This is a genomic window from Pseudomonas sp. RL_15y_Pfl2_60, assembly GCF_963970595.1.
Lineage (GTDB): Bacteria > Pseudomonadota > Gammaproteobacteria > Pseudomonadales > Pseudomonadaceae > Aquipseudomonas.
The window spans coordinates 152029-178126 of record NZ_CAXAOE010000003.1; the positions used below are offsets into that span (position 1 = coordinate 152029).

Genomic DNA, 26098 nt, shown 5'->3' on the forward strand with positions numbered 1-26098 from the left:
CATGCTCGAATCACTGGAAAAAATGCTGGCCAAGGGTGTGGATAACGCATTGCTGCGCTTTGGCCTGGGCAAGGGTTATCTCGATGCTGGCAACGCCGCACTGGCGGCCGAGCATTTGCAGCGCTGTGTGGAGCTTGACCCCAAGTATTCAGCCGCCTGGAAGCTGCTTGGCAAGGCGCTGCTCAACGATGCTCAGCCAGACGCCGCACGCACGGCGTGGGAGCAGGGCATAGCCGCAGCCCAAGCCCATGGCGACAAACAAGCTGAGAAGGAAATGGGCGTTTTTCTGCGCAAGCTGGATAAGCTCGGCAATCAAGCCTGAACCCCGCAACAGTTGGCGTCATCAGCCAATGCGCAATAAAAAGGCCCGGCGAGTCCAAACTCGAACCGGGCCTTTTTGCTTTCTGGGTTTAAGCCGCCGGAACTGTCCGCCCCTGGAGCAGACGCGCAATTGCGCCGAGCAATACGCCGTAGAGCGGTACAAACAAGACCAGGCTCACGGTCAGCTTGATGGCGTAGTCAACGCTGGCAATCTCGACCCAATGCTCGGCCATAAACGGATCGCTGCTTTGCCAGAAGGCGATGGAGAAGAACACAAAGGTGTCGAGCAGATTGCCCAGGATAGTCGAGGCTGTCGGAGCAACCCACCACTGACGCAGACGGCGCATGCGGTCGAACACCTGGATATCCAGCAACTGGCCCAACACATAGGCGCAAAAACTGGCCAGGGCGATGCGGCCAACGAATACGTTGAACTCCTGCAGCGCCGCAAAGCCTGAAAACACGCCGTCTTTATAGAGCACAGACACCACGTATGAAGCTACCAGCGCTGGCAACATCACCCGCGCAATCACTTTGCGCGCCGGGGCCTTGCCCAATAAACGCACAGTCAGGTCAGTGGCGAGAAAGATAAACGGGAAGCTAAACGCGCCCCAGGTGGTATGCCAGCCAAAAAGGGTAATCGGCAACTGCACCAGATAGTTACTGGCGATGATAATCAGGATGTGAAACGCGATCAGCGCCACCAAAGCAGGTCGGCGGATCGTAGTCAGGGTGGTTTGCATGTGAGCCTTTTTAAGTTTTATGGGGTGAGGGAACCCATTTCGATAATGCCGCGCCTACGCGACGCGCGGTATTTTAGCGAATACTTGACTCACAAGATAGGTTTTAAGCGCTTTGCTGACAATTGGTCATTCAGTGACGAAGCGCAGCCCTACGCCTTCGGCATCGACACGGGTCACCACCATCTGCAAAACAGGCGCTTCAATCGGCATGCCTTGCACTTGACCGGTGACCACATCGCCCAGCTTCAGCGAACACAGCGCTTCGTGCTTCACATATACGCCACCGTCCGACAGGTCTCGGGTCTGGGCGATAACATCAGCAAAATCTGGATGGCTGATCTTGATCATGCACTTCATCGCTGTGCGCGGATGCTGGCGGTTGTTCGACATGACGACTGCGGTCCTCTGATTAACGACTCGATAGCCTGAAGACAGCCTCAGGCGTAACTACATCAGTACCACTTGGCTTCGCCCTCTGGGCGCTTCTTGAAACGTTTCATGGTCCACATGTACTGGCTTGGGTAAGCGCGGACATAACGGCCAATGACTTCGCTCATGGCGGCTACACCCACGGCAATATCCTCGCTGTACATGGCTTCGGGCGCAGCTTCGAGAATGACTTTATAGCCGCTGCCGTCTTCCAGGCGCAACGCATGCAGGAAAACACCAACGGCCTTGCCGCCGGTGAGCATGCTGGGCACAAACTTGCTGGTCAGCGCCACAGTGCCTAGAAAGGGGACGAATACACCGCTGGAAAGGCTCGGTTCGGGATCGGCTGGAATGCCCACGGAACCGCCCTTGCGCACCTCTTTGATCACGCTGAGGATGCCTTCTTTGGTCGAGGCGGCGACCCGGTTACCCATTTGCACGCGCTGCTTTTGCAGCAGGTCGTCCACGGCTTTGAGCTTGGGCGGACGATAAAAAATGATCGGCTTGCACTGCGAGCAGTAGAAGTGATTGAGCACTTCCCAGTTGCCCAGGTGACTGGTGATTCCCACCACGCCCTTGCCCGAGGCGAGCGCCTGTTCGAGCACCTCAAGGCCTTCAACTTCACGGATCAAACCGAGCGATTTCTGTGCTGGCCAGATCCAGGCGCAGGCGCTTTCGGTCAAGGTCTGGCTGATGCCCTGCAGGCTTTCGCCAAGCAATTTCTGATGCCCGGCCTCATCCAACTCCGGGAAACACTTCCTCAAGTTGGTGCTGGCAACCTCACGCGAGCCATTGGGCAGCTTGTACATCAACCAGCCGATAGCGGCACCGGTTGCCTGCACTGCGCGCCACGGCAGCAGAGCAAACAGGCGCAGAAAGCCTACAACCAGTGCACCTTTAAACTTCTCCACAGGCCACTCCCCGAGATCAAAAAGCCTATTGTACCGCTCTGCGCCCGCGCACGCTTACTTGCCGCTCACACCTTGGCAAGCTGCGGGTAGCGGAAGCAGTCCGTAGTGTGATCCATCACCATGCCGCTGGCCTGCATAAAGGCGTAGCAGATGGTTGGCCCAACAAAGTTGAAGCCGGCTTTTTTCAGGGCTTTGCTCATGGCCTCGGCTTGCGGCGTGATGGCTGGAACCTGGGCGCGCTCGCTGAAATGGTTGATCACAGGCTGACCATCAACAAAGGACCACAAGTATTTGACAGGGTCATCAAGCTTGAGCCAGGCCAAGGCATTTTGCCGAACCGCCTTGAGTTTGAGGCGATTGCGCACAATGCCCGGGTCCTGCATCAGCTCTTCGATTTCATCATCGCTCAGCTTGGCCAGGCGCTTGACATCGAAGCCATGCAGCACCTGGCGATAGCGTTCGCGCTTCTTGAGCACGGTGATCCACGACAAACCGGCCTGAAAACCTTCAAGCAACAGCAACTCGAAGAGTTTATCGGGGTCAGTTAGGGGCACACCCCATTCTTCATCGTGGTAAGCCATGTACAGCGGATCTTCAGAACACCAGAAACAACGAGTCATAAGGCAATCCCTAGCAGGTCTAGGCCACGCGGTTTGCGGTATACTCCCGCTCTTTCTGTCGCAGCCAAAACAGGTGAATTTTTCGTGAGCCAGACTACGCCTGCCGTGCGCACCTTCCAAGATTTGATTCTCGCCCTGCAAAAATACTGGGCTGAGCAAGGCTGCGTTGTGTTGCAGCCCTATGATATGGAAGTCGGTGCTGGCACTTTCCACACCGCTACATTCTTGCGCTCCATCGGTCCCGAGACCTGGAACGCGGCCTATGTGCAGCCTAGCCGTCGTCCGGCTGATGGCCGTTATGGCGAGAACCCGAACCGCCTGCAGCATTACTACCAATTTCAGGTCGTACTGAAACCGAATCCGGAAAACTTCCAGGAGTTGTACCTGGGTTCGTTGCAAGCCATCGGTATCGACCCACTGGTGCACGATATTCGCTTCGTTGAAGACAACTGGGAATCGCCAACGCTTGGCGCCTGGGGTCTGGGTTGGGAAATCTGGCTCAACGGTATGGAAGTCACCCAATTCACCTACTTCCAGCAAGTCGGTGGCATCGAGTGCTACCCGGTCACCGGCGAGATCACCTACGGTCTTGAGCGTCTGGCCATGTACATCCAGGGCGTTGATTCGGTGTATGACCTGGTGTGGGCGGACGGCCCGTTCGGCAAGGTCACCTATGGCGACGTGTTCCACCAGAACGAAGTCGAGCAATCGACCTACAACTTCGAGCACGCCAACGTCGAGAAGCTGTTTGAACTGTTCGACTTCTATGAATCCGAAGCCAACCGTTTGATCGAGCTTGAGCTGCCGCTGCCAACCTATGAAATGGTGCTCAAGGCTTCGCACACCTTCAACCTGCTGGATGCGCGCCGGGCAATCTCGGTCACTGCGCGCCAGCAATACATCCTGCGTGTGCGTACCCTGGCTCGCAACGTTGCTCAAAGCTACCTGCAAGCTCGGGCCAAGCTCGGCTTTCCGCTCGCCACCCCTGAACTGCGTGATGAAGTACTGGCTAAGCTGGAGGCTGCAGAATGAGTGCACAAGACTTTCTGGTAGAACTGGGCACTGAAGAGCTGCCGCCAAAAGCCCTGAAAACCTTGGGCGAATCGTTTTTGTCCGGGATTGAAAAAGGCCTCAAGGCTGCCGGCCTCAATTACGCCAAGGCCCGTTACTACGCCGCGCCGCGCCGCCTGGCGGTGCTGGTCGAGCAGCTCGATACCGAGCAACCGGATCGGGTGATGAACCTCGACGGCCCGCCAGTCAAGGCGGCGTTCGACGCCGAGGGCAATCCAACCCAAGCCGCCCTCGGCTTCGCCAACAAGTGCTGCGTAGACCTGTCCGAAATCGACGCCAGTGGTCCAAAGCTGCGTTTCAGCCAGACCATTGTCGGCAAAAAGGCTGCACAGCTGCTGCCGGAGATGGTTGAAACCGCGCTCAACGACTTGCCGATTCCCAAGCGCATGCGCTGGGGCGCGCGTCGTACCGAATTCGTGCGTCCAAGCCAGTGGCTGGTGATGCTGTTTGGCGATACGGTGCTTGATTGCGAGATCCTCGCCCAGACCGCCGGTCGTGTCTCCCGTGGCCATCGCTTCCATCACAACACTGAAGTGACCATCAGCGCGCCCGCCAACTATGCCGAAGACCTGCGCAAGGCCTACGTCATTACTGACTTTGCCGAGCGCCGTGAGCAAATCAGCAAGCGTGTCGAGCAACTGGCTGCCGAGCAAAACGGCACTGCAATCGTGCCGCCTGCGTTGCTTGATGAAGTCAGCGCGCTGGTTGAATGGCCGGTACCGCTGGTGTGCTCCTTTGAGGAACGCTTCCTCGAAGTGCCGCAAGAAGCGCTGATTACCACCATGCAGGACAACCAGAAGTACTTCTGCCTGCTCGACGCCGAAGGCAAGTTGCTGCCGCGCTTTATCACCGTGGCCAACGTTGAGAGCAAAGATCCGGCGCAAATCATCTCGGGCAACGAGAAGGTTGTGCGTCCGCGCCTGACCGATGCCGAGTTCTTCTTCAAGCAAGACAAGAAGCAAAAGCTCGAAACCTTCAACCAGCGTTTGGCCAACGTGGTGTTCCAGGCACAGTTGGGCTCGGTCTACGACAAAGCCCAGCGCGTGTCGGCGCTGGCGGCATACATCGCCGAGAAAATTGGCGGCGACGCTACACGTGCAGGCCGCGCGGGCTTGTTGTCGAAGTGCGACCTGGCCAGTGAAATGGTTGGCGAATTCCCGGAAATGCAGGGCATCGCTGGCTATTACTACGCCATGCATGACGGTGAGCCCGAAGACGTTGCCCTGGCTCTGAACGAGCAGTACATGCCCCGCGGCGCTGGCGCAGAGCTGCCAAGCACATTGACTGGCGCTGCGGTTGCCCTGGCTGACAAGCTCGACACGCTGGTCGGTATCTTCGGCATCGGCATGCTGCCAACCGGTAGCAAAGACCCCTATGCGCTGCGTCGTGCGGCATTGGGCGTGCTGCGCATCCTGATCGAGAAAGGGCTTGAGCTGGACGTGACTGAGGCAGTTGAGTTTGCGATCAAGCAGTTCGGCAGCAAAATCAAGGCAGCCGGTCTCACCGCGCAAGTGCAGGAATTTATCTTCGACCGTCTACGTGCGCGCTACGAAGACCAAGGCGTCGACGTAGCGGTTTACCAGGCTGTTCGCGCGGTAAACCCGGTCTCGCCACTCGACTTCGACCAGCGCGTGCAAGCGGTGCAGGCGTTCCGCAAACTGCCTGAAGCCGAAGCGCTGGCGGCGGCCAACAAGCGGGTATCGAACCTGCTCGGCAAGGCTGATGGCAAGGTCGCCACCAGCATCGCTGCGCATTACTTTGACACCCCAAGCGAGTTCGCCCTCAACGCCGCGATTCAACAGGCGGAGCAGGCGGTGCAACCCTTGGCGCAAGCACGGATGTACAACGAAGCCCTGGCCAAGCTGGCCTCGCTGCGCACACCGGTCGACAGCTTCTTCGAGACCGTGCTGGTCAACGCTGAAGACCCCAATGTGCGCGCCAACCGCTACGCCTTGCTGGCGAAGCTGCGTGGCTTGTTCCTCGGTGTTGCGGACATCTCGGTCCTGAGCTGACGCAGGTTGACCGCGCGGCATGCTTGCCTAGGCAGCAGCGCCGCGCGGTTAAGCTTTAATGACTTTTGAGATGCGCCATGAAGCTACTGATTCTCGACCGCGACGGGGTGATTAATCACGACTCCGACGCCTACATCAAATCCGTTGAAGAATGGATTCCCATCCCCAGCTCAATCACTGCGATTGCCGACTTGTCCAAAGCCGGCTGGACCATCGCCATCGCCACCAATCAATCCGGCATCGGTCGCGGCTACTACGGCCTGGCCGAACTCGAAGCCATGCATCAGCGCATGCGCCAACTGGTGGCCGAGCAGGGCGGTGAAATCGGCTTGATCATGTATTGTCCACACGGCCCGGATGAAGGCTGCGATTGCCGCAAGCCAAAACCAGGCATGCTCCACAGCATCGCCGCGCATTATGGGGTAAACCTGAAGGGTGTATGGTTTGTGGGGGACAGCAGTGGTGACCTGCAGGCGGCCACAACCGTCGACTGTCAGCCAGTTTTGGTAAAAACCGGCAAAGGCGAGCGCACACTGGCCAAAGGATTGCCAGCCAATACCTTGATATTCGATGATCTGGCAGCAGTTGCTGGATACTTACTTAATCAATAAAGCGCGGCTTGCCCGCGACGGTACATGCACTTATGTCGAAACTGCGGGCTATCAACATTTTCTTCTTCTACATCCTGCTGGCGACCAGTTCGTTTCTCTGGTGCACCCTGAGTTTTTTTATCGTGCCGTTTTTGTCGTTTCGCGCACGCTACCGCTTCGTCAACCAGAACTGGTGCCGTTTTGCGGTATGGCTGACCAGCACCATGGTCGGCATCAAGTATGAAGTCAAAGGCCTGGAGAATATCCCGGATACGCCTTGTGTGATTCTGTCCAAGCACCAAAGCACTTGGGAAACCTTCTTTCTATCCGCCTTGTTTGAGCCCCTGAGCCAAGTGCTCAAGCGTGAGCTGTTGTATGTGCCGTTCTTCGGCTGGGCAATGGCCATGCTCAAGCCCATCGCCATTGACCGCAGCAACCCCAAGGCGGCGCTCAAGCAACTTGCAAAACAGGGTCATGAGCGACTAAAGCTAGGCTGCTGGGTGCTGGTATTCCCTGAAGGCACGCGCATCCCGACGGGCCAGATTGGCAAGTTTTCACGCGGCGGCGCATCGCTTGCGGTCAATGCCAACTTGCCGGTTCTGCCGATCGCGCACGACGCTGGCAAATACTGGCCGAAAGAGGGCTGGGGCAAAAAACCGGGCACTATTCAGGTCATCATTGGCGCGCCGATGCACGCCGAAGGCACGGGCCCGCGCGCCATTGCCGAGCTCAACGACCGCGCCTTTGCTTGGGTCAGCCAGGCGCAGCGTGATATTGGTTGCTTGAAGGATGAGCCGGTGGCCAATCCGGTCCAGTAAGCTCTGCCGGGCAAGGATGCGCTCACCGAATCAGGCAGCATCCTTTGCTTCATGATTTATTCAGGGCTAGGAAGGACTTCTGCCAATGATATCGATCTATCAGCTCAAACCCCGCTTTCAAGCGTTATTGCGTCCGCTGGTTACACGGCTGTACCAGCGCGGCATCACTGCCAATCAAGTCACGCTTGCTGCTGGCGTCATTTCCCTGCTGCTAGGTGCATTGCTGGCACTCTGTGCTGAACACAGCTGGCTGTTTATCTTGCTGGCGCTGTGGATGATTGTGCGCATGGCGCTCAATGCCATCGACGGCATGCTCGCCCGCGAATTCAATCAAAAATCAAGGCTCGGTGCCTATCTCAACGAACTCTGTGACGTAATTGCCGACAGCGCACTGTTCTTGCCTTTTGCCCTGCTGGCAGGAGTCAATAGCGCGCTGGTGGTGGCTGTGGTGGTACTCGCGTTAATCAGCGAATTCGCGGGCGTACTTGGTCCAATGGTCGGCGCCTCACGCCGCTACGACGGACCGATGGGCAAGAGCGACAGAGCTTTTGCATTTGGCCTTATGGGCACAGGTGTCGCCTGTGGACTGCTATCAGCACTGTGGATCAATTTGTTGTTGATACTGATCACTGGACTGCTGGTGTACACCACCTACAATCGAGTACGTCGAGGGCTCGCTGAAGGAGCCCCAATCACTGCTGATGACGCCAGCACCATGGCAGGGAAGTAGCGATGCATGAACTCAAGGAAGGTCGATTCAAAACCCATGATGACGTTGAGTTGTTCTACCGACACTGGGCGGCTAATCGAGCAGACAGCAACTCGCCACGGCAGGCGATCGTATTGTTCCATCGCGGGCACGAACATGGTGGGCGCATGGCTCATCTGGTGGACGAGCTCGGCCTTGATGAGTTTGACTTCTTTGCCTGGGATGCGCGCGGCCACGGTCTTTCGCCAGGTGCTCGAGGTGATAGCCCAAGCTTCGGCTGCAGTGTGCGCGACGTGCAAAGCTTTATTGAGCACATCAGTGCCACCCATGCCATCGCCGAGCATGACATCTGCGTTATAGCGCAAAGTGTCGGGGCTGTCGTCGTCGCGGCCTGGGCCCACGACTATGCCCCAAACATTCGCTCGCTTGTGCTGGCGTCTCCAGCGTTCAAGGTCAAACTCTATGTGCCTTTTGCCCGGCCCGGCCTGAAGCTGCTCAAAGCACTGCGCGGCAACTTCTTCGTCAACAGTTATGTAAAGGCCAAGTACCTCAGCCACGACCCGCAGCGCATTGAATCGTTCGACAGCGACCCACTGATTACCCGCGCCATTTCAGTAAACATGCTGCTTGGCCTGTATGAAGCCGCCGAGCGGGTAGTGGCTGATGCCCAGGCGATCCAGATTCCAACCCAGGTGCTGATTTCCGGCGCTGATTTTGTGGTGCATCGCAAGCCGCAACAGCAGTTTTATGAGCGCCTTGGCAGCGTGCAAAAAGAACAGCACATCCTGCCCGGATTTTTTCACGACACCCTGGGGGAAAAGGACCGTGAACATGCGCTAGGACGCATCCGCCGCTTTATCCGACAAACCTTCAGCCAGCCCATGAGTCGCCCGTCATTGCTGGCGGCAGACCTTATCGGTGCAAGTTGCGCCGAGTCGGAAACCCTGGCGGCGCCACTGCCACAGAACTCACTGGCTGGCCGTTACTGGCGTGCGACCCGCGCCAGCATGAAGCTGGGCAGCCGCATGTCGAACGGGGTCAAACTGGGCTTTGAAACCGGGTTCGACTCAGGCAGCACGCTTGATTACGTGTATCGAAATACCCCGGCTGGCACCTCGGCTATCGGCCGTATGATTGATAGGAACTATCTCAACTCAATCGGCTGGCGCGGCATTCGGCAACGCAAAGTGCATGTCGAAGAACTGCTGAATCTGGCGATCAAAAAACTTCGCGAGCAATCGAGCGAAGTGCGTATTGTCGATATTGCCGCCGGTCACGGCCGCTATATTCTCGAAGCCATAGAACACTCGGCGGACAAACCCGAATCGATCCTATTGCGCGACTACAGCGACATCAACGTGCGTGACGGATCTGCGCTAATCAAGCACAAAGGTCTTGAGCACATCGCCCGATTCGTCAAGGGTGATGCCTTCGACCGTGACGACTTGGCCAGCTTGAACCCTAAGCCAACGCTTGCCGTGGTCTCTGGCCTGTATGAACTGTTCGGCAGTAACAACATGATCGCAGACTCCCTAGCCGGTTTGGCGGCTGCTGTGGAGCAAGGCGGTTATTTGATTTACACCGGCCAACCCTGGCATCCACAGCTTGAGCTTATCGCCCGCGCGCTGACCAGCCATCGTAATGGTCAGGCTTGGGTCATGCGCCGTCGCAGTCAGGCGGAAATGGACCAACTGGTGGCCGCAGCTGGGTTTCGCAAAGTCAGCCAGCGTATCGATGAGTGGGGCATTTTTACCGTGTCCATCGCTCAGCGTATTGACTGATGGACACTGCGGTAACAATGCCGGGCGGGATACTCTGGAAGCGCGGAGTGATGTGGCTACTGCTTTTAGCGCCGCTGTTTTTCATTAGCTATAACTTCGCCAATAACTACACGGCACAGCGTGATGACATCGGCATTATGGTCTTTGCCTGGGAAAAACACATCCCGCTCTGGCCTTGGACCATTGTGCCCTACTGGTCGATCGATCTGCTGTATGGCTTATCGTTTTTATTGCCGCGCAGCCGTGCAGAGATGGACCGGCATGGCCTACGCCTGCTCAGCGCGCAGTTTATTTGTATCCTTGGCTTTCTGATCTGGCCGCTGCAATTCAGCGTCACACGACCCGAGCTGACTGGCGGTTTCGGCGCAATGTTCGACATTCTGATGGGTTTCGACAAACCCTATAATCAGGCTCCGTCTTTACACATCACCTTGTTGATAGTGCTCTGGGTGTGCTTCGCCAAACATACAGCTGGCGCTTGGCGCTGGTTGCTACATGGCTGGTTTGCATTGATCGGCTTATCGGTCTTGACCACCTGGCAACATCACTTTATCGACTTGCCTACAGGCGTCCTGGCAGGCTGGCTGTGTGTCTGGTTGTGGCCTGAAAACGGGCCTGGCCCCTTGCGGCTATGGCGCCTGACAACAGAGCCCAAGCGCTGGAGCCTGGCACTCAAATACTTGCTCGCCAGCCTTATGCTACTGGCGCTGGCAACCAAACTCGCTGGGATTTGGCTGTGGTTACTCTGGCCTGCATTATCACTGGCATTAGTCGCACTCAACTATTCGGCTATCGGCGCACAGGGCTTTCAAAAGCAGACCAATGGGCAGCTAAGCCAGGCAGCATTGTGGCTGTATGGGCCTTATCTGCTAGGCGCCTGGCTAAACTCGCGCGCCTGGACTCGCAAGCACCCACAAGCCGATGAGGTAATTGACGGGGTTTACCTAGGACGAATCCCAAGCCAGCAACAGCAGGCTGGCTTCAACGCAATTGTTGATTTATGTGCCGAGCTGCCCATAGGCGTCAAGACACCAGGGTATCGTGCGCTACCGGTACTGGATCTAACCGCTCCCGATGCCAGCACTTGTCTGCAAGCGGCCAAAGCAATCGAGTCACTGCGAAAGACTTACCCAGATAGGGTTCTGGTTTGCTGCGCATTGGGTTATTCACGCAGTGCCACAGCACTGGCCGCTTGGTTGCTCTACAGCAAGCGCTGCAGCAGCACAGATGCGGCATTGGCCCTGATCCGCCAGGCACGCCCTCAAGTTGTGCTGCAACAACCACAATTGCTTGCCATTGAAATGATGCTGCAACTGCCTGAAACAGCCGGCAACCGAGGTCTCGACAATGCCTACTAGCGGCTCGCTGTACCTGTGCGCAGTACTGTTGCGCCGAGGCCGCCTGCTTGACCGCTTATCCACAGCATTGAGCCTGGTTGCATTGCTGCTGGGCCTGGCGCCTCTACTCGGATTTCCAACCAGCGTTGCTCAAGCGATGCTCTGTGCCGCGCTCATTACGCTGGGACTGCTTGAAAAATATTGGGCTGCGCGAGTCGAAGTCGACGCCGAACTGTTTAGCCACATGAGCCAAAAGATTGGGCAGTTAACCGAACGCACTGCTGAGCTAGATCAAGCACTTGAAGATCTGGGCTTGCAACAATCCACCGCTATTCAACGCACTTGGACGGACCGCAGCAAAGGTGCGTTGCGGCTGTTACGCAATCAGGGGCTTTGCCTAATCGGGCAATGCACACTAGCGTTACTGACTATCGTCAGCTTGCCCTGGCTGCTCACGCATTGATCATCTCCGCTGAAAAGGACTTCTAATGCTTGCCCGCGCACTCGCCTTTTGCATCACCTCCGCGGCCCGAATTCTCACCGGGGCCCGCGCCCTATGGCTGGGTACAACGGCCCAGCCTGTGCAGCGCCTGTACTTTGCCAACCACAGCAGCCACGGTGACTTTGTATTGTTGTGGGCATCCCTGCCAGCGCACCTGCGCAAGCGCACGCGACCGGTTGCCGGTGCCGACTATTGGCTCAGCAGCAAAGTGCGCCGCTATGTGATTAAAAATATATTCAATGGAGTATTGGTGGATCGGCAAGCGGGCCGGCACGACGACCCACTACAGGCCATCGACCAGGCCTTGGCGCAAGGTGACTCGCTGATCTTCTTTCCAGAAGGTACACGCAACCTGGAAGAGGGCCTGCTGCCTTTCAAAAGCGGCTTGTTTCATCTGCACAAAGCCCATCCAGAGATCGAGTTGATTCCGGTCTGGATTAGCAATCTCAACCGGGTGATGCCCAAAGGCAGGGTGCTGCCGCTACCGTTGCTCTGTACCTTGAGTTTTGGCGCACCACTCGAAGTCATGGAGGCTGAAACGAAACAACATTTCCTGCAACGCTCAAGTGATGCCTTGCTCGCCCTCGCGCCAAAGGAGGCTTGAGATGGATAACAACACCTATTTGGTCTTTGCAGGTATCGGCATTGTTCTACTGGTTGCCAGTTGCATAGGCTGGTTGCTCAAGTGGCGCTCTGGCAACCAGCCGAGCCCTGTAATCGACAACCTCAATGCACGTATCAATGCCTGGTGGGTAATGGTCGTGGTGATAGGTATTGCCTTTATGTTTGGCAATATCGGTGTCATCGTTCTGTTCTATTTAGTCTCATTCTGCGCCTTGCGGGAGTTCATCACCCTCACGCCAACCCGGCGCAGTGACTACCCAGCATTGGTGGCAGCCTTCTATTTCGCACTGCCCATGCAATACCTGTTGATTGCGATTGGCTGGTACGAGCTGTTCAGTATTTTCATCCCGGTTTACCTATTTTTGCTGCTGCCTATCCTGTCGTCCCTGGGCGGCGATAGCACTCGCTTTCTCGAACGCACAACCAAGGTGCAATGGGGCCTGACCCTGGCGGTTTATTGCATCTCCAGCGTACCCGCGCTACTGACCCTGGACATTCCCGGGTACGCAGGACGCAACTTGTTGCTTATCGCCTGGCTGGTCATCGTGGTGCAAATGTCGGATGTACTACAGTACGTTTGTGGCAAGTTATTTGGTAAACACAAGATCGCGCCAAACCTGTCACCATCGAAAACAATCGAAGGCTTTGTCGGTGGCGTGGCGTTGGCAACGCTTGTCGGTACTTGCTTGAGCTGGATCACGCCGTTTCTCTACTGGCAGGCCGCCTTGATGGCGTTACTTGTCTGCCTGCTCGGCTTTGCTGGTGGTGTGGTGATGTCCGCGATCAAGCGGGATCGCGGGATAAAAGACTGGGGCCACATGATTGAGGGCCATGGCGGCATGCTCGACCGGCTCGACTCGGTCTGCTTCGCCGCTCCGGTATTTTTTCACTTCGTGCGTTACTGGTGGGCTTGAGCCCATAGCAGTGCTCGCCATCTAAGGGTGGCGAAGCTTTATTCAAGTTTTCTGCTTGTATTCATTTAACCTCTTCCCTCGACGCGCAAGTGCTAACAACACAGATAAAAGCATTGCTTACCACCATCAATTAAATCTCACCAAATAAAAATCAAACCAATATCAAAAAACCATTACAAAGCCACCACCTTTATATATTTATTATAGTCACCGCACAACCACCAAACTTAAGTTTGCATTGTATATCCAAACAACGGATACCTTAGGCATGCACTTAAATAATTACCTAAAGTAACAACCAAACAACATAACTATCCTAGTGACAGGCTGAGCTAAAGGAGAATTTTCCTCCAGCACACACTCAATTCTATTTCTAGACCCACATCATTTTATAATCAAAAAGCTACTACAACGCAATTATGACTAGTGGCGTTATGACTATTAATGTGATTTTTCTATAGATCCAACCAGCTTAAAACTAGTTTTTATGACCACGTTATTTGCTTATACAAAATGTACGCGCAGCACAGGTAACACGCTATTTCCAGCAACCACGGAGCGCACTAGCTAAAAGACGCATAGGCCAAATAGCCATCATATACCTACTATAAAAACGCATATAACTCAAAACCATCGATAGCACTCACTGCTACTAATATGCCATAGCATTTATTTGGTATGCCTACGCACGCGCATCATTAATGTTATGCCTTTAGGAAATACTGCCAACCATACACACATCGCCGAAAACGCATGACTCATTGCGGGCTGTTTGTAATCAAAGCTTTCAACTTAAATGGATTTAAGGGAGACATATATGTCAACTAAAACGGGATCAACTCAGGTAGCCTTAATCGGTTCTGCTTGTCGTTTTCCTGGGGGATCGAATACCCCTGAGGTTTTTTTCAACAACCTACTAACCGGTCAAAACTATGTCAGCCTGATACCGGAAGATCGCTGGTCAATCGACAAGTTTCTTAATGAAAAGGATGCGGCGGGTAAGGCGTATGTCTGCTCGGGCCACTTTTTACGGGATTATGACTTTCGCGCATTCGATGCTGATTTTTTTAATTTTTCGCCGCGCGAGGTTGAAGCCCTCGACCCCCAGCAACGCCTGTTGCTGGAGCTGAGCTGGGAGGCCATGGAAAACGCCGGGCTGGATATTGAAAACATGGTTGGCTCCCAGACCGGAGTGTTTGTTGGTGGTTTTACTGTTGACCACCTGCTGAATCAGTTCAGCCCAAGCTCGCGACAAACCATCGGCGCCAACAGCGCGGCCGGGGCGACCCTTACCATGCTTTCGAACCGGATCTCCTACGCATTTGATTTCCGCGGTCCGAGCCTGTCGGTTGATACAGCCTGTTCATCCTCAATGGTTGCCTTGGCTCAAGCGGTGAACGCGATTCAAAGCAGTCAGTGCGATACCGCGCTTGTCGGTGGTGCCAACTTTATTTTGCGTCCTGAGTATTCGATCGCCATGTCCAAAGGACGTTTTCTGGCTAAAGACGGACGCTCAAAAAGCTTTGATTCGCGCGCAGATGGTTACGGTCGAGGCGAAGGCGGTGGTGTAGTGGTGCTAAAAAACTATGCCGATGCGCTGCGTGACGGCGACAACATACTTGCTCTTGTCGAAGGCGCAGGCGTTAACCAGGATGGGCGAACCAGCGGTATCACCGTGCCCAACCCAGCCGCCCAGCAAGCGCTGATGCAACGCGTGCTTTCAGCCAGCGGTCTTGAGGCCAGCGATATCGATTACATCGAAGCCCACGGCACTGGAACACCTGTTGGCGACCCGCTCGAAACACGCGCAATTGCCCAAGTTTATGGTCGTGATGGCGGTTGTGTGGTTGGTTCAGTCAAAGCCAATATTGGCCATCTTGAAGCCGCCGCAGGTGTTGCCAGCATTATCAAAGCGGTAGAAATGCTGCGCAATAATGTCGTGCCGCCGATCGCCGGGCTGGAAACGGTAAATCCGCAAATCCCCAAGGAAGTACTGCTGCCACGTAAATCTACTGCCTTGAGTTTACGCAGTCAGCCACGGCGCATTGCGATCAACTCCTTTGGCTATGGTGGCACCAATGCGCATGTCATTCTCAGCGACCATCCAACTCCCGCTCAGGACAATAGCGCAACGCCGCCACTGACATCTTTCAAACTCTTGCCCCTTTCTGCCCGCGACCCCGCCGCACTGCGGGAGCGCGCCGGACAGCTCGCCAAAGTGATGGCTCAATCCAACTCACCCGCGCTAGACGACTTGCTCTACACCGCAAGCTTGCGCCGCTCACATATGAGTAACCGCGTGGCTGTATGGGGCGAAACCCATGCGCAGATTGCTGAAGCACTTCATGCATTTTCAGTCGACGATATAAGCCAAGCCGTCGAGGGTGTTCGACCATTCAATGCCAGCCCGCGTCTCGCCTTCGTCTACACCGGCATGGGCCCGCAATGGTGGGGCATGGGCCGTGAACTGCTAGAAAGCAGTGCAGTTTTCAGGGCGGCGCTTGAGGAGGCCGATGCGATCTTCATTAAAATTTCCGGCTTTTCCATTCTGCAAGAAATGCTATGTGATGAAGCAGACTCGCAAATCAAACGAACCGAGTTGGCTCAGCCAGCCAATCTGATGATTCAAATTGGCTTGACTGCATTGCTTAACGCCGAAGGAATCAATGCTGATGCCGTTGTTGGCCACTCAGTTGGCGAGGTTGCCTCGGGCTGGGCGTCTGGCGCCTTGAGCCTGGAGCAGGCATTGCTGGTGAGTTACCAGCGCAGTCGCATCCAAGCCCAAACAGCCAATACCGGCGCAATGCTTGCTATTGGCATGTCTGTCGATGATGCAAGCGAACTGCTTGAACCCTATGGCGACCTTGTCTCATTTGCAGCCATCAACTCGCCGAAGAGCTTGACGGTCGCCGGTGACCGCACGGCATTGGAACAAATTCGCACGCAATGTGAGAGCAGCAGCATTTTCGCACGCATGCTAGATGTCGAGGTGCCTTACCACAGCCCATTGATGGAGCCGCTTAAACCTGAATTGCGCAGCACCCTGGCAAGTCTTGATCCTAAGCCATCGAAGATCCCGCTGTACTCGACCGTTACCGCAAACCTGATCAATCAGGACCCGAACCATCACCTTGGTTTTGATGCCGAATACTGGTGCGACAACGTGCGTAACCCGGTTTACTTTGCCGATACGATCAACACCATGATTGATGATGGGTTTACGTTGTTCATTGAAGTTGGCCCGCACCCCGTACTGCGGCGCTCGCTCGAAGAAATCTGTGATGCGCGCAATATTGCGCCACGTATCGCCTCCACATTGTGGATGAATAAGCCTGAAAAACAGGCTGTGCAACGTGCAGTGGCCGAAGTCTTTGCTCACGGCGGCAATGTTGATTGGTCTGCCCGATGCCCACAAGGCTCACTAGTAGAGATGCCGGTTTACCCTTGGCAACGCCAGGTCTTATGGAACGAAGCCAGTCACCAGGTCAACGACCGCCTTGAACAGCAACGCGCACCATTGAATGCGCTAGAGGGCGGGGCGGACCTGAACTTGCGGCGCCTCAACTACTTGCTTGATCACGTTGTCGATGGTTCCGCCATCATGCCAGCCGCAGGTTTTCTCGAAGCCTTGTGTGAAAAAGCACGCAAGCGCTGGCCCGACAGCCAGGGACTGGTTATCCGCGATGCTCATATTCATCAAGCGCTGCTAATTGATCAAAGTCGTGCCGTGCACCTGCATGTGCAAATGGACCCGACGAGCCATCGTTCCCAACTGTACTCAAAAGAAGTTGGCAGTCGCGAGGTCGGGTTGCTCCACGCAGAAGCGAGTATTTATCCCTTCACTGGCGCGCCTGCTGCCCCGAGCATCAAGGTGACCGAAGATTTGCAGCTTGAGCATCTTGATGCGCAGTTACTCTACACACGACTTGCTGCGATGAAACTGCAGTACGGCCCAGCGTTTCAAGCGATCCAAACACTGCAGCGCAACCTGGCTGCCGGTATTGCTGTTGCCACCCTGAAGCGGCCAGAGTCTGCTGGCGAACCGGCCAGCGCTTACGTACTTCATCCATCATTACTTGATGGATGCTTCCAGATGGCGCTGGTTCTTATGAGCAGTGACGATGGCGCGTATCTACCCGTGTCTTTGCGCTCGCTGGAGGTTTATGCCTCGCTGCCAGAAAGCATTATTTGCCATGCCCAGATTGTTGAGAAAAACGCTGCACAGGTCGTGTGTAATTTCGAGCTATGCGATACCAACGGTCGCTTATTGGCGCGGCTTGACGGTTTGTATTGCCGCTCGCTCAGCGGAGGAGAAAGCGGTGATGGTTATCCACAGGGCGACTATCAACGCAGCTGGGTCGAGCAGGCCGATCTCAGTGCACAGATCGATGCCAACTGCACATTATTGATCGTTGGCAGTGGCCAAGACTCGCTCACAGAACAGTTGGCCGGCCTAGCCACAGAAAGCGCCAAGCAGGTCTATCAATGCAGCTGGCAAGAACTTGCCAGCTTTCCCCAGTTAGACAATGTGACGCGCGCCATCCTGGTTTCTGAATACAGTCCGAGAACCCATGTTGGCCTGTGTGCAGACCAGCTTTGTCATTTGCTCGCCACCCTACAAACCCTGGCCCAGCAACGACGCCAGTTACCTGTGCGAGTTATTACACGCAATGCACATTATGTGTTGCCGGGGGATACAGTGCAGCCGGCCCAAACTGCAATCGCAAGCTTTTTGCGCACTGCACGTAACGAGCTGAACAATCTCGATATTGCCTCAATCGATATCAGCCCCAATGCAGACCTGGTGGCAAGCGTTGTTAGCGAGGCGCTAGCACTGCAGCAGATTGATGAGTTCGCGTTACGTGGCAACCAGCGTTTCGCAGCCTCCCTGATTATCAGCGGTGAGTTACGCACAGCCAAAATCGTCAGCACCAGTGCCAATAGCGATACCGGTGTGCAACTGACGCTTAAGCAAAAGCGCTATCAGGCCAACTTGTTACCTGAACAGCCCTTGGCCGAGCACGACTATGAGTTGCGTGTAGAACATTTCGGCGTGCAACTGGCAAGCTCGGAGCCAGTTGGCGTAGTGGCGACAGTCACCCGCACCAGCAGCAAAACCACCCGCTTTAGTCCAGGTGACCGGGTGATTGGATTGGTCGCCAATCAACTGGCGAATGTATTGCTGGTCAATGAACAGCACTGTGTCCTTGAAAAGATTGATGCGCTGCAAAACATTAGTCCACTGCTGGCGCCAGTAGACGCACGCGCTGTGGCGCTGCTCAATCGCATCGAACTGACACCCGGGCAGACGGCCCTGGTGATCGAAGGCGTACTCGGCGATGCCATCAGCCAGCGCTTAGCTCATGCCGGGGTGAGCGTTTCACGTGTAGCGAACAGCTTCAGCGACTGGCCACGCCCGGAAAACGAACAGGGTTACGATCTGCTCGCAGTACCTTTGGTGCGTTGGAGCCATGAAGTGGGCTTCTTTACCCTTGCCAATGGCGGCCAACTGATTGATCTCGGTAACGACCCCTCGCCGCTGGCCTTGCCCGCGCATTGCAACAGCGTATTGCGCATGGCGAACACCCTCTGCGCACTGCAGGCCAACAAGGGTTATCGCGCGGCTTTGCGCGAAGTCATCGCCGAGGCGCCAAGCGACAACAACAAAACCCGGCTGGGCTTTAGCGCGCTATTACAGGTCGAAGATGTCAAAGACCTGCCGAATGATTGGCTGACTCTGGACGTCAGCACGGACGCCAGTGTCTTCGAGGCTGCGGTAAGCGACCAGCCACTATTGCAGCGCAACGGTACCTATCTGGTAACCGGCGGCTTAGGAGGTTTTGGCAGCAAGGTGGCGCAATGGCTGGCAAGCAACGGGGCAGGGCACATTGTCTTGGTGGGACGCCGTGGCGGTGATACCCCGGGCGCCAAAGAGTTGCTGCAAAGCCTGCAGGAATATGGCGCACAAACCAGCATCCATGCGCTTGATATCGCTGACCTAAGCAAAGTCGAAGCATTGATCCGCACCATTCACACGCTCCAACAACCGCTTTTGGGCATTTATCACGCAGCGGGTGTCCTCGCCGATCAGGCGCTTGAGCAAATGGAGCAAAAAGTTATCCACAGCGTCATGCTGCCCAAGGTAGCCGGAGCTTGGGCGTTGCACAAGGCAACGACCGAGATGGACATCAACCTGCAGCAATTCGTCATGTTTTCATCCATTGCCACCCTGCTGGGCAACAGCCGCCAGGCCAACTACTGCGCGGCCAACGGCTTTTTGGATGGTCTGGCAAACCTGCGCCAGAGCACTGGCCAGCACGCACTAAGCATCCACCTCGGTGGCGTTATAGGCACAGGCATGCTCGATGACGACGAACGCACAGGCCAACATCTTCAGCGAATTGGCATCAGCCTGATCGAGCCGAAGCTGGCATTGCAAGGTATTGGCCGGGCGCTGGCCAAAGGCTTATCGCAGGTTGCAATCAGCGAACTGCTGCATCTCGATAAATGGGCCGCCTATGAAAGCATGGCCAACGTCTCGCCCGCCTATCTTGAGTTGATTGCCGCCAGTGGCGCCGCTAGCTCTGCGGATAGCTCACTGGTTGACCAGTTGCACCAGGCATTGCGCGAAATGGAGGAGGGCGAAGCCCAGTTGATTCTCCAGCAACTGATTGCCGAAGTGGTTGCCGCCACCATCAAGACCAATCCTGAACGCTTGAAACCTGACTTGACCTTCGACTTTTTCGGCGTCGATTCATTGAGTTCGACCGATATAAAGCTACAGCTCGAACAAAAACTTGGAGTCAGTTATTCGGTGATCGAACTGCTCGGCGCAGCCACTATCGCCGCGCTTGCCGAACGCGCATTAATTCAAATTATAGCGACCTGAAATAACGTCTAACTATCTGATATTTAATGGATTAAATTATGAATGATAAGTCAAAGTCGCAGGTTGACGCTCTGCTCGCAAAAGTCCGATCAGGCATCACCCGTAACGTTTCGGAGCCAGTCGTCAATCAGGATTTGCAGGCGCCAGATGCAAGCAAATACCCCGAGTACAGTTTGGTGCAAAGCATTAAAGCGCTCTACAACGACGGCAATTCAATCAGCAATCCGTACTTCCTGGCGCGCAGTGGCGAGGTGTCCAGCAATCTGCAAATTGCTGGCAATGACTACATCACCTTCTCCAACTATAACTACCTCGGTCTTTCCCATGACCCAAGGGTAAAAGCGGCGGTACATGAAGCCGTGGATCAATATGGTTGCCACGCCGGGGCGGCGCGCATGGTGGGAGGCGAAATTGAACTGCACGCCCAGCTTGAGCAAGAACTGGCGGCGTTCACCGGTTTTGAAGCCGTCAGTGTTGGCGTTGGTGGCTACAGCGCCAATGTTTCAGTGATTGGCTATCTGCTCGATAAGCAAGACCTGATCATCCATGACGAATACATGCACAACAGTGCAATCATGGGCTCGGTGATGTCTGGCGCCCGGCGTGTAGCCTTTGCTCACAATGACATGGCCGCACTCGATCGTCTGTTAAGCGAAAACCGCCCACATTATCGCCGCGCACTGATCCTGGTCGAAGGCGCCTACAGCATGGACGGTGACTTGGTCGATTTACCCGGTGTCGTCGCCCTGAAGAAAAAGCACGGCGCCTGGCTGATGATTGATGAAGCACACTCCGTTGGCACTGTCGGCAAAACCGGTCGTGGCGTTTGCGAGCACTTTGCCGTGGACACTGCAGAGGTCGACCTGATCATCGGCACCTTGTCCAAAAGCTTTGCCAGTTGCGGTGGTTTCGTTGCCGGTAAAAAACAGCTTATCGAATTGCTGCATCACTTTTGCCCTGGGTTGTTGCTCTACAGCACCGGGATCAGTCCAGCCAACACCGCGGCAGCTCTGGCAGCCGTGCGCTTGGCCAACGCCGAGCCTGAACGGGTAGAGCGCCTGCAACACAACGCCAAGCGTTTCAAGCAGATGGCCGAGGAGCGTGGGCTGGATTGTCGTTCCTCGCTGGCGGGCGTGCCGATCGTACCGCTGATGATCAAGGACGAGCGCGCTTTGCACCTGATGTCAAAACTCCTCGACAACTCAATCATCGCCCACGCAGTGATGCACCCAGTGGTACCACGCGAAGCGGCGCGCCTGCGCTGCTTTATCAGCCACGATCATGACGAAACCATGTTCACCCGCACACTCGATCTATTGGTCGAAGACGCCAGTTCGGCGCTCTAGCCACCTCTGAATTATCCACAGACATGGAAGCCTGCTATGAAGATTAAATTACCCCTGACACTGCTCGCCACCGGCATGGCCCTCGCTATCAGCACCGCTGTATTCGCGCAAACGGACTCATCGGCTCCAAGCGCGGAGGCGGTCAAGCGCGGTACCGAGATAGCCAATATGGTTAATGACAATGACTCTGGATTTGTCGATTACAAAACCACCGGCAACATGACGATCAAACGCCCTGGCGGCGCGACTGCTGACCGTAGCTTTCAGATGTACACCCTTGAGTCAGCCAAAACGGGCGACAAGCGTCTGGTGGTGTTTGAAACCCCGCGCGACCTGGCAGGTTTTGTCTCTCTGACCTACAACAACCCGGGTGCACCGGATGATCAGTGGATATTTTTGCCGGCGTTGAACCGGGTCAAGCGCCTGGCCTCACGCGACAAAACAGGTTCATTCGGTGGTTCTGAGTTTTCTTACGAAGACATCGCAACCTGGGAACTCAGCAGCTACACCTATGCCTTTATCAAAGACCAACCCTGTGGTGAGCCACAAACGACCTGCCACACCATCGCCAACTTTCCCAAGTACCAGTACTCCGGCTACTCGAAACTGGTTGAAACCATTGACCCACGTATCTGGCAGCCGCGAAACATTGTTTATTTCGACAAAGCCGGGCGTGAACTCAAGCGCTTGGACTTCTACGACTACAAACAATATCAAGGCAAGTACTGGCGCCCAGACCGGATCGTCATGACCAATCTGCGAGACAACTCAGTCTCTGAAATCAAATGGAGCAACTACGGGTTCAAAACCGGCCTTAAAGAATCAGACCTGACAGACAGCCGCATGGCGTTCTGGTCGCGCTGATGAGCAAAGACTTATCAACAGCCTTTCTCGGAGCGCTGGCGATTTGTTGTCTGCTCCCCGTGCACGCCGCTAGCGTGCGCGGGTCAGTCGGTGTTGAGGCCAATCTGTACTCTGACGCCCCGCTATACGATGAGCAGAGCAACAATGATGTACTCGGCTCAAGCTATGCAGACATCAACTTCGCAGCTCAATCCGAATCGGGCAATCGTTATGATCTTTCCGCATTCGCACGCATCGCGCCTGACCGGCAACACAGCGTAACCGGCGATATACGCCAGGCATCGGTGTGGATAAGCCAGGCTCAAGCCGATTACAAATTCGGTGTGCTCTCGGAAACCTGGGGCATGCTTGAAGCTTGGAGCCCGGTGGATATCATCAATCAGCGGGACATGGCTGAAGACTTTCAGGGCAAGGTAAAACTTGGGCAACCCGGTGCTGTAGCCGCGTTTAAGCTTGATGACTCCGTACTCTCTCTGTACGGCACAACCTACGCCCGCGAACGACGATTTGGCGAGGGCAAAGACCGTTTACGCATCCTCCCGGCACCCATTGTTGATGACGATTATGAACGGGGCCGCTGGGCCCCTGACTTTGCTGCACGTTATCAATTCCGCCTGGGGGAAAGTATCGATATCGCTATATCTCAGTTCAAGGGACACGACCGCGAGCCGGTGCTGCAAGCACTTGCAGATCGAAACGGGCTTTATGCTTTTACCGCTGATTATCAGACCATTGAGCAAACCGGACTTGAGGCGCAATACGTCTATGGCGACAGCGTTTTCAAATCCGAGGTGATTTATCAAGATGGGGCTGAAGATTCATTCTTCGGAGGCGGGGTCGGGGCCGAAACTAGCTTTACCAGTTGGCTTGGGGGCTTGGGTGATCTGACGTTGTATGCCGAGTTCTACCACGACGACCGTTCCGACCGGGCACCAGTCACGCCGTTTCAACGCGATGTATTTACCGGGGTGCGCTATAGCTTCAACGACCTCAACGGACAGATGCTCGAACTGCGTAATACCCATGATCTTGAGTGGCAATCCAACCTTATTGATCTGCGCGCCTCACGCCGGATGTTTAACGATGGCGTGCTCTCGCTTTCGTTCATAAAAATCGATAACGCCAAGAAGGACCCAGCGCTGCAAGGCTTTCGCAACGATGGATACTTCAAGATTGGCTATGCCTGGTACTACTAACCCTTTTTGCTCCATGGATGGTGATACGTCATGAATACTGGAAATGCTGTGGAGAAAGGTCCACGCAATACGCTTCATGCAAGGATGATGGTTTGGCTGCACGGCTACGCCACTTGGGTCACTTCCAATCCTTGGAAAGTACTGATCGCTTCATTGCTGGTGGCCATCGTATTCAGTGCAGGGATGTCGCAACTGACCTTCCGCAGCGATAGCCGGATCTTCTTTGCAGATAACAATAGCGACCTGATTGCGCTCGATAAATTTGAGCAGGTATACGGCCGTAATGACACCCTGGTGTTTGTGATAAAGGCGCAGCAGGGCGACTTATTCACCCCGGTTACTTTAAACGCCATCAGCACACTGAGCGATCAAGCCTGGAACCTGCCCAACGTAAAGCGTGTTGATTCTCTGACCAATTTTCAACGCGTCCAGGCTGTTGGCGATGACATTAATATCGATCAATTACTGCGCACCGGTGACCCGTTATCAGTTGCGGATGCGCGGCAACTGAAGGCAATGTCGAAGCTAGAGCCGATGCTTATTGGTCGTATGGTTTCGCAAGACGGACGTCTTGGCTTGGTCGCGGTTAACTTCCGTTTTGCCGCAGACACAGTGTCTGAGCAAACAGCACAGTCCATGCAAGCAGCACAAAGGCTTGCCGAGCAATTCAAACAGAGCAACCCACAACTGGATCTTGGCTTGTCCGGTTCAATTGCCTTGGACAGTGCCTTTGTCGAAGCCAGTACCTACGACAGTTCAGTGCTTCTACCCAGCATGGTTATCGTGCTGCTTGCCGTTATTTTCCTGGTGCTGCGTTCGGCAGCTGGCTCTTTTGCAACCTTCGCGGTTATCGCCCTTGGAACCACCAGCGCGCTGGGTATTGCCGCGTTGCTGGGTGTACCTTTATCGTCCCCCAGCGTTGTCGCACCCAATATAATTCTGACCATCGCCTGTTGCGACTGTATCCACATCTGTTCCGGCATGATGCGCCTACGTCGCGAAGGCTTATCTCGCACGGAATCAGTCAAAGCAGTATTGGTCGAATGCTGGTGGGCCGTGACATTAACCACAATCACCACAGCAATTGGTTTTCTCTCATTGCTATTTAGTGCAGTGCCGCCATTTGCTCATCTAGGCATTATTGTCGCGCTGGGTTCGTTAATGGCTTGGCTGCTGACCTTGACCTTCCTCCCGGCACTTCTCTGCGTACTGCCATGGAAAGCGGCCAAGGCTATTCCTGCGGAGCGTTTGAGCCTCAGTGCTTGCGCGGTAGTCATGAAACACCCGCGCAAGATTCTGCTGAGTGTCAGTGTGATTTCCCTTGCTCTGAGCGTCCTTGCCTTCACCAATACCCTTGATGACCGCTATGTGCGCTACTTTGATCACAGCTTTGAATTTCGCCAGGCAACAGATTTGCTCAATCAAGAACTCGGTGGTTTCTACACCTTGGAGTTTTCGCTTGATTCAGGAAAGGAGGGCGGTATCAGTGATCCTGCCTACCTCACACAAGTCGAACAGTTTTCCGAGTGGCTTCGCCAGCAACCCGGGGTCACCCATGTCGATGGTTTGCCCGACATCATCAAGACCCTGAATCGGGCTATGAACGGTGGTGCTCAAACCCAATACCAGTTGCCGTCGTCAGCCGCTGTCTCCAGCCAATTCCTGGCGCTTTATGAGTTGTCATTGCCATTCGGCACCGACCTTAAAAACCAATTAACAGCCGACAAACTCAGCTCTCGTCTATCGGTAAATCTCTCTGATGTGTCCACGGCGCGGATGGCTGAGCTGCAAACTCAAGCGTATAACTGGGCGCAAAACAACACTCCCATCATTGCTGACTCTGCCCAGGCGACCGGTACTTCAGTGCTGTTTGCCCACATTGGCAATCGCAATATTCATGAAATGCTCAAGGGCATGGGTTTTGGTGTTTTAGCGGTATGGTTGGTATTCGTCATTGCCTTCCGCTCGCTCAGCTTGAGCATTATTGGCACCGTGGCTAACTTCATTCCAGCGTTGGTTACCCTTGGTGTCTGGGCATTGGTAAAGGGTGAAGTCGGTATGGCTGTGGCCACCGTGGCTTCGGTAACATTCGGTGTAGTGGTCGATGACACCATCCATATGCTGACCACTTATTCGCGTTTACGCAGGGAAGGGCAATCAGCCTACGAAGCGGTAGAAAACAGCTTCGCCATGGTGGGCACCGGCATGATAACCATGACCTTTGCCTTAGCCGCCGGCTTTGCTTGCCTGGCATTCTCCGACTTCCAGATCAACGCCTGGATGGGCCTTATGGCATCGATCACTATTGTCGTCGCCTTGCTCTTCGACCTGCTGTTTATCCCGGCAATATTGATAGCCTTTCAGCCAAGGCCTGATGAAATAGCTTTATCAGCTCAGGCTTAGTCTCCGGCAGTCTCACTT

General features: G+C 55.1%; 20 protein-coding genes. 16 read left to right on the plus strand and 4 right to left on the minus strand.

Translation table 11 applies throughout. The features are described from left to right. Position 1 precedes the first annotated feature (1 nt). On the plus strand, positions 2-322 hold the full coding sequence (locus AACY26_RS09655; protein WP_339513432.1) for a tetratricopeptide repeat protein: 321 nt from the start codon (positions 2-4) through the stop codon (positions 320-322). Between the two features lie 88 nt (positions 323-410). Here the strand turns inward: AACY26_RS09655 and AACY26_RS09660 are convergent, their stop codons facing one another. The 4 genes from AACY26_RS09660 to AACY26_RS09675 all read right to left on the minus strand — a co-directional run bounded on the left by AACY26_RS09660 (position 411) and on the right by AACY26_RS09675 (position 3024). Next, positions 411-1064 (minus strand): 7-cyano-7-deazaguanine/7-aminomethyl-7-deazaguanine transporter, encoded by a 654-nt coding sequence (locus AACY26_RS09660; protein ID WP_339513434.1) that lies wholly within the window; start codon positions 1062-1064, stop codon positions 411-413. A 126-nt stretch (positions 1065-1190) separates the two neighbouring features. Next, on the minus strand, positions 1191-1454 hold the full coding sequence (locus tag AACY26_RS09665) for a PilZ domain-containing protein (protein WP_339513436.1): 264 nt from the start codon (positions 1452-1454) through the stop codon (positions 1191-1193). A 62-nt stretch (positions 1455-1516) separates the two neighbouring features. Then, on the minus strand, positions 1517-2404 hold the full coding sequence (locus tag AACY26_RS09670) for a lysophospholipid acyltransferase (RefSeq protein ID WP_339513438.1): 888 nt from the start codon (positions 2402-2404) through the stop codon (positions 1517-1519). A gap of 65 nt (positions 2405-2469) precedes the next feature. Beyond that, a complete protein-coding gene (locus tag AACY26_RS09675) occupies positions 2470-3024 on the minus strand; it encodes a DNA-3-methyladenine glycosylase I (RefSeq protein ID WP_339513440.1) in 555 nt (184 codons plus the stop codon). Positions 3025-3108: 84 nt separating this feature from the next. On the opposite strand from AACY26_RS09675, the gene glyQ reads away from it, so the two are divergent. The 15 genes from glyQ to AACY26_RS09750 all read left to right on the plus strand — a co-directional run bounded on the left by glyQ (position 3109) and on the right by AACY26_RS09750 (position 26080). Next, a complete protein-coding gene (glyQ, locus tag AACY26_RS09680; RefSeq protein WP_339513442.1) occupies positions 3109-4056 on the plus strand; it encodes a glycine--tRNA ligase subunit alpha in 948 nt (315 codons plus the stop codon). Then, positions 4053-6107 carry a glycine--tRNA ligase subunit beta gene (gene glyS / locus AACY26_RS09685; RefSeq protein WP_339513444.1) on the plus strand — a complete coding sequence of 685 codons (2055 nt, stop codon included), beginning with the start codon at positions 4053-4055 and terminating at the stop codon, positions 6105-6107. The genes glyQ and glyS overlap by 4 nt, the downstream gene beginning before the upstream one ends. A 77-nt stretch (positions 6108-6184) precedes the next feature. Further along, positions 6185-6718 carry a D-glycero-beta-D-manno-heptose 1,7-bisphosphate 7-phosphatase gene (gmhB, locus tag AACY26_RS09690; protein ID WP_339513446.1) on the plus strand — a complete coding sequence of 178 codons (534 nt, stop codon included), beginning with the start codon at positions 6185-6187 and terminating at the stop codon, positions 6716-6718. Between the two features lie 32 nt (positions 6719-6750). Then, on the plus strand, positions 6751-7515 hold the full coding sequence (locus AACY26_RS09695) for a lysophospholipid acyltransferase family protein (protein WP_339513448.1): 765 nt from the start codon (positions 6751-6753) through the stop codon (positions 7513-7515). 85 nt (positions 7516-7600) lie between these two features. Further along, entirely contained in the window at positions 7601-8245 is a 645-nt protein-coding gene (locus AACY26_RS09700; protein ID WP_339513450.1) for a CDP-alcohol phosphatidyltransferase family protein, read from the plus strand. A 2-nt stretch (positions 8246-8247) separates the two neighbouring features. Beyond that, the gene (locus AACY26_RS09705; RefSeq protein ID WP_339513452.1) at positions 8248-10005 is read left to right on the plus strand and encodes a bifunctional alpha/beta hydrolase/class I SAM-dependent methyltransferase; all 1758 of its coding nucleotides are present in this window, start codon (positions 8248-8250) and stop codon (positions 10003-10005) included. Continuing rightward, a complete protein-coding gene (locus tag AACY26_RS09710) occupies positions 10005-11363 on the plus strand; it encodes a phosphatase PAP2/dual specificity phosphatase family protein (RefSeq protein WP_339513454.1) in 1359 nt (452 codons plus the stop codon). Before AACY26_RS09705 ends, AACY26_RS09710 begins: the two co-directional genes overlap by 1 nt. After that, on the plus strand, positions 11353-11805 hold the full coding sequence (locus tag AACY26_RS09715) for a hypothetical protein (protein ID WP_339513456.1): 453 nt from the start codon (positions 11353-11355) through the stop codon (positions 11803-11805). Before AACY26_RS09710 ends, AACY26_RS09715 begins: the two co-directional genes overlap by 11 nt. A gap of 25 nt (positions 11806-11830) precedes the next feature. Continuing rightward, positions 11831-12448, plus strand: a complete 618-nt coding sequence (locus AACY26_RS09720) for a lysophospholipid acyltransferase family protein (protein ID WP_339513457.1) — start codon at positions 11831-11833, stop codon at positions 12446-12448. A 1-nt stretch (position 12449) separates the two neighbouring features. Beyond that, on the plus strand, positions 12450-13382 hold the full coding sequence (locus AACY26_RS09725; RefSeq protein ID WP_089360094.1) for a phosphatidate cytidylyltransferase: 933 nt from the start codon (positions 12450-12452) through the stop codon (positions 13380-13382). 817 nt (positions 13383-14199) lie between these two features. Then, the gene (locus AACY26_RS09730; protein ID WP_339513461.1) at positions 14200-20271 is read left to right on the plus strand and encodes a type I polyketide synthase; all 6072 of its coding nucleotides are present in this window, start codon (positions 14200-14202) and stop codon (positions 20269-20271) included. A 38-nt stretch (positions 20272-20309) separates the two neighbouring features. Then, a complete protein-coding gene (locus AACY26_RS09735) occupies positions 20310-21617 on the plus strand; it encodes an aminotransferase class I/II-fold pyridoxal phosphate-dependent enzyme (RefSeq protein WP_339513463.1) in 1308 nt (435 codons plus the stop codon). Between the two features lie 36 nt (positions 21618-21653). Beyond that, entirely contained in the window at positions 21654-22481 is an 828-nt protein-coding gene (locus tag AACY26_RS09740) for an outer membrane lipoprotein-sorting protein (protein ID WP_339513465.1), read from the plus strand. Continuing rightward, on the plus strand, positions 22481-23677 hold the full coding sequence (locus AACY26_RS09745; RefSeq protein WP_339513467.1) for a hypothetical protein: 1197 nt from the start codon (positions 22481-22483) through the stop codon (positions 23675-23677). The genes AACY26_RS09740 and AACY26_RS09745 overlap by 1 nt, the downstream gene beginning before the upstream one ends. Before the next feature lie 30 nt (positions 23678-23707). Then, on the plus strand, positions 23708-26080 hold the full coding sequence (locus AACY26_RS09750; protein ID WP_339513469.1) for an efflux RND transporter permease subunit: 2373 nt from the start codon (positions 23708-23710) through the stop codon (positions 26078-26080). Positions 26081-26098: the final 18 nt, after the last annotated feature.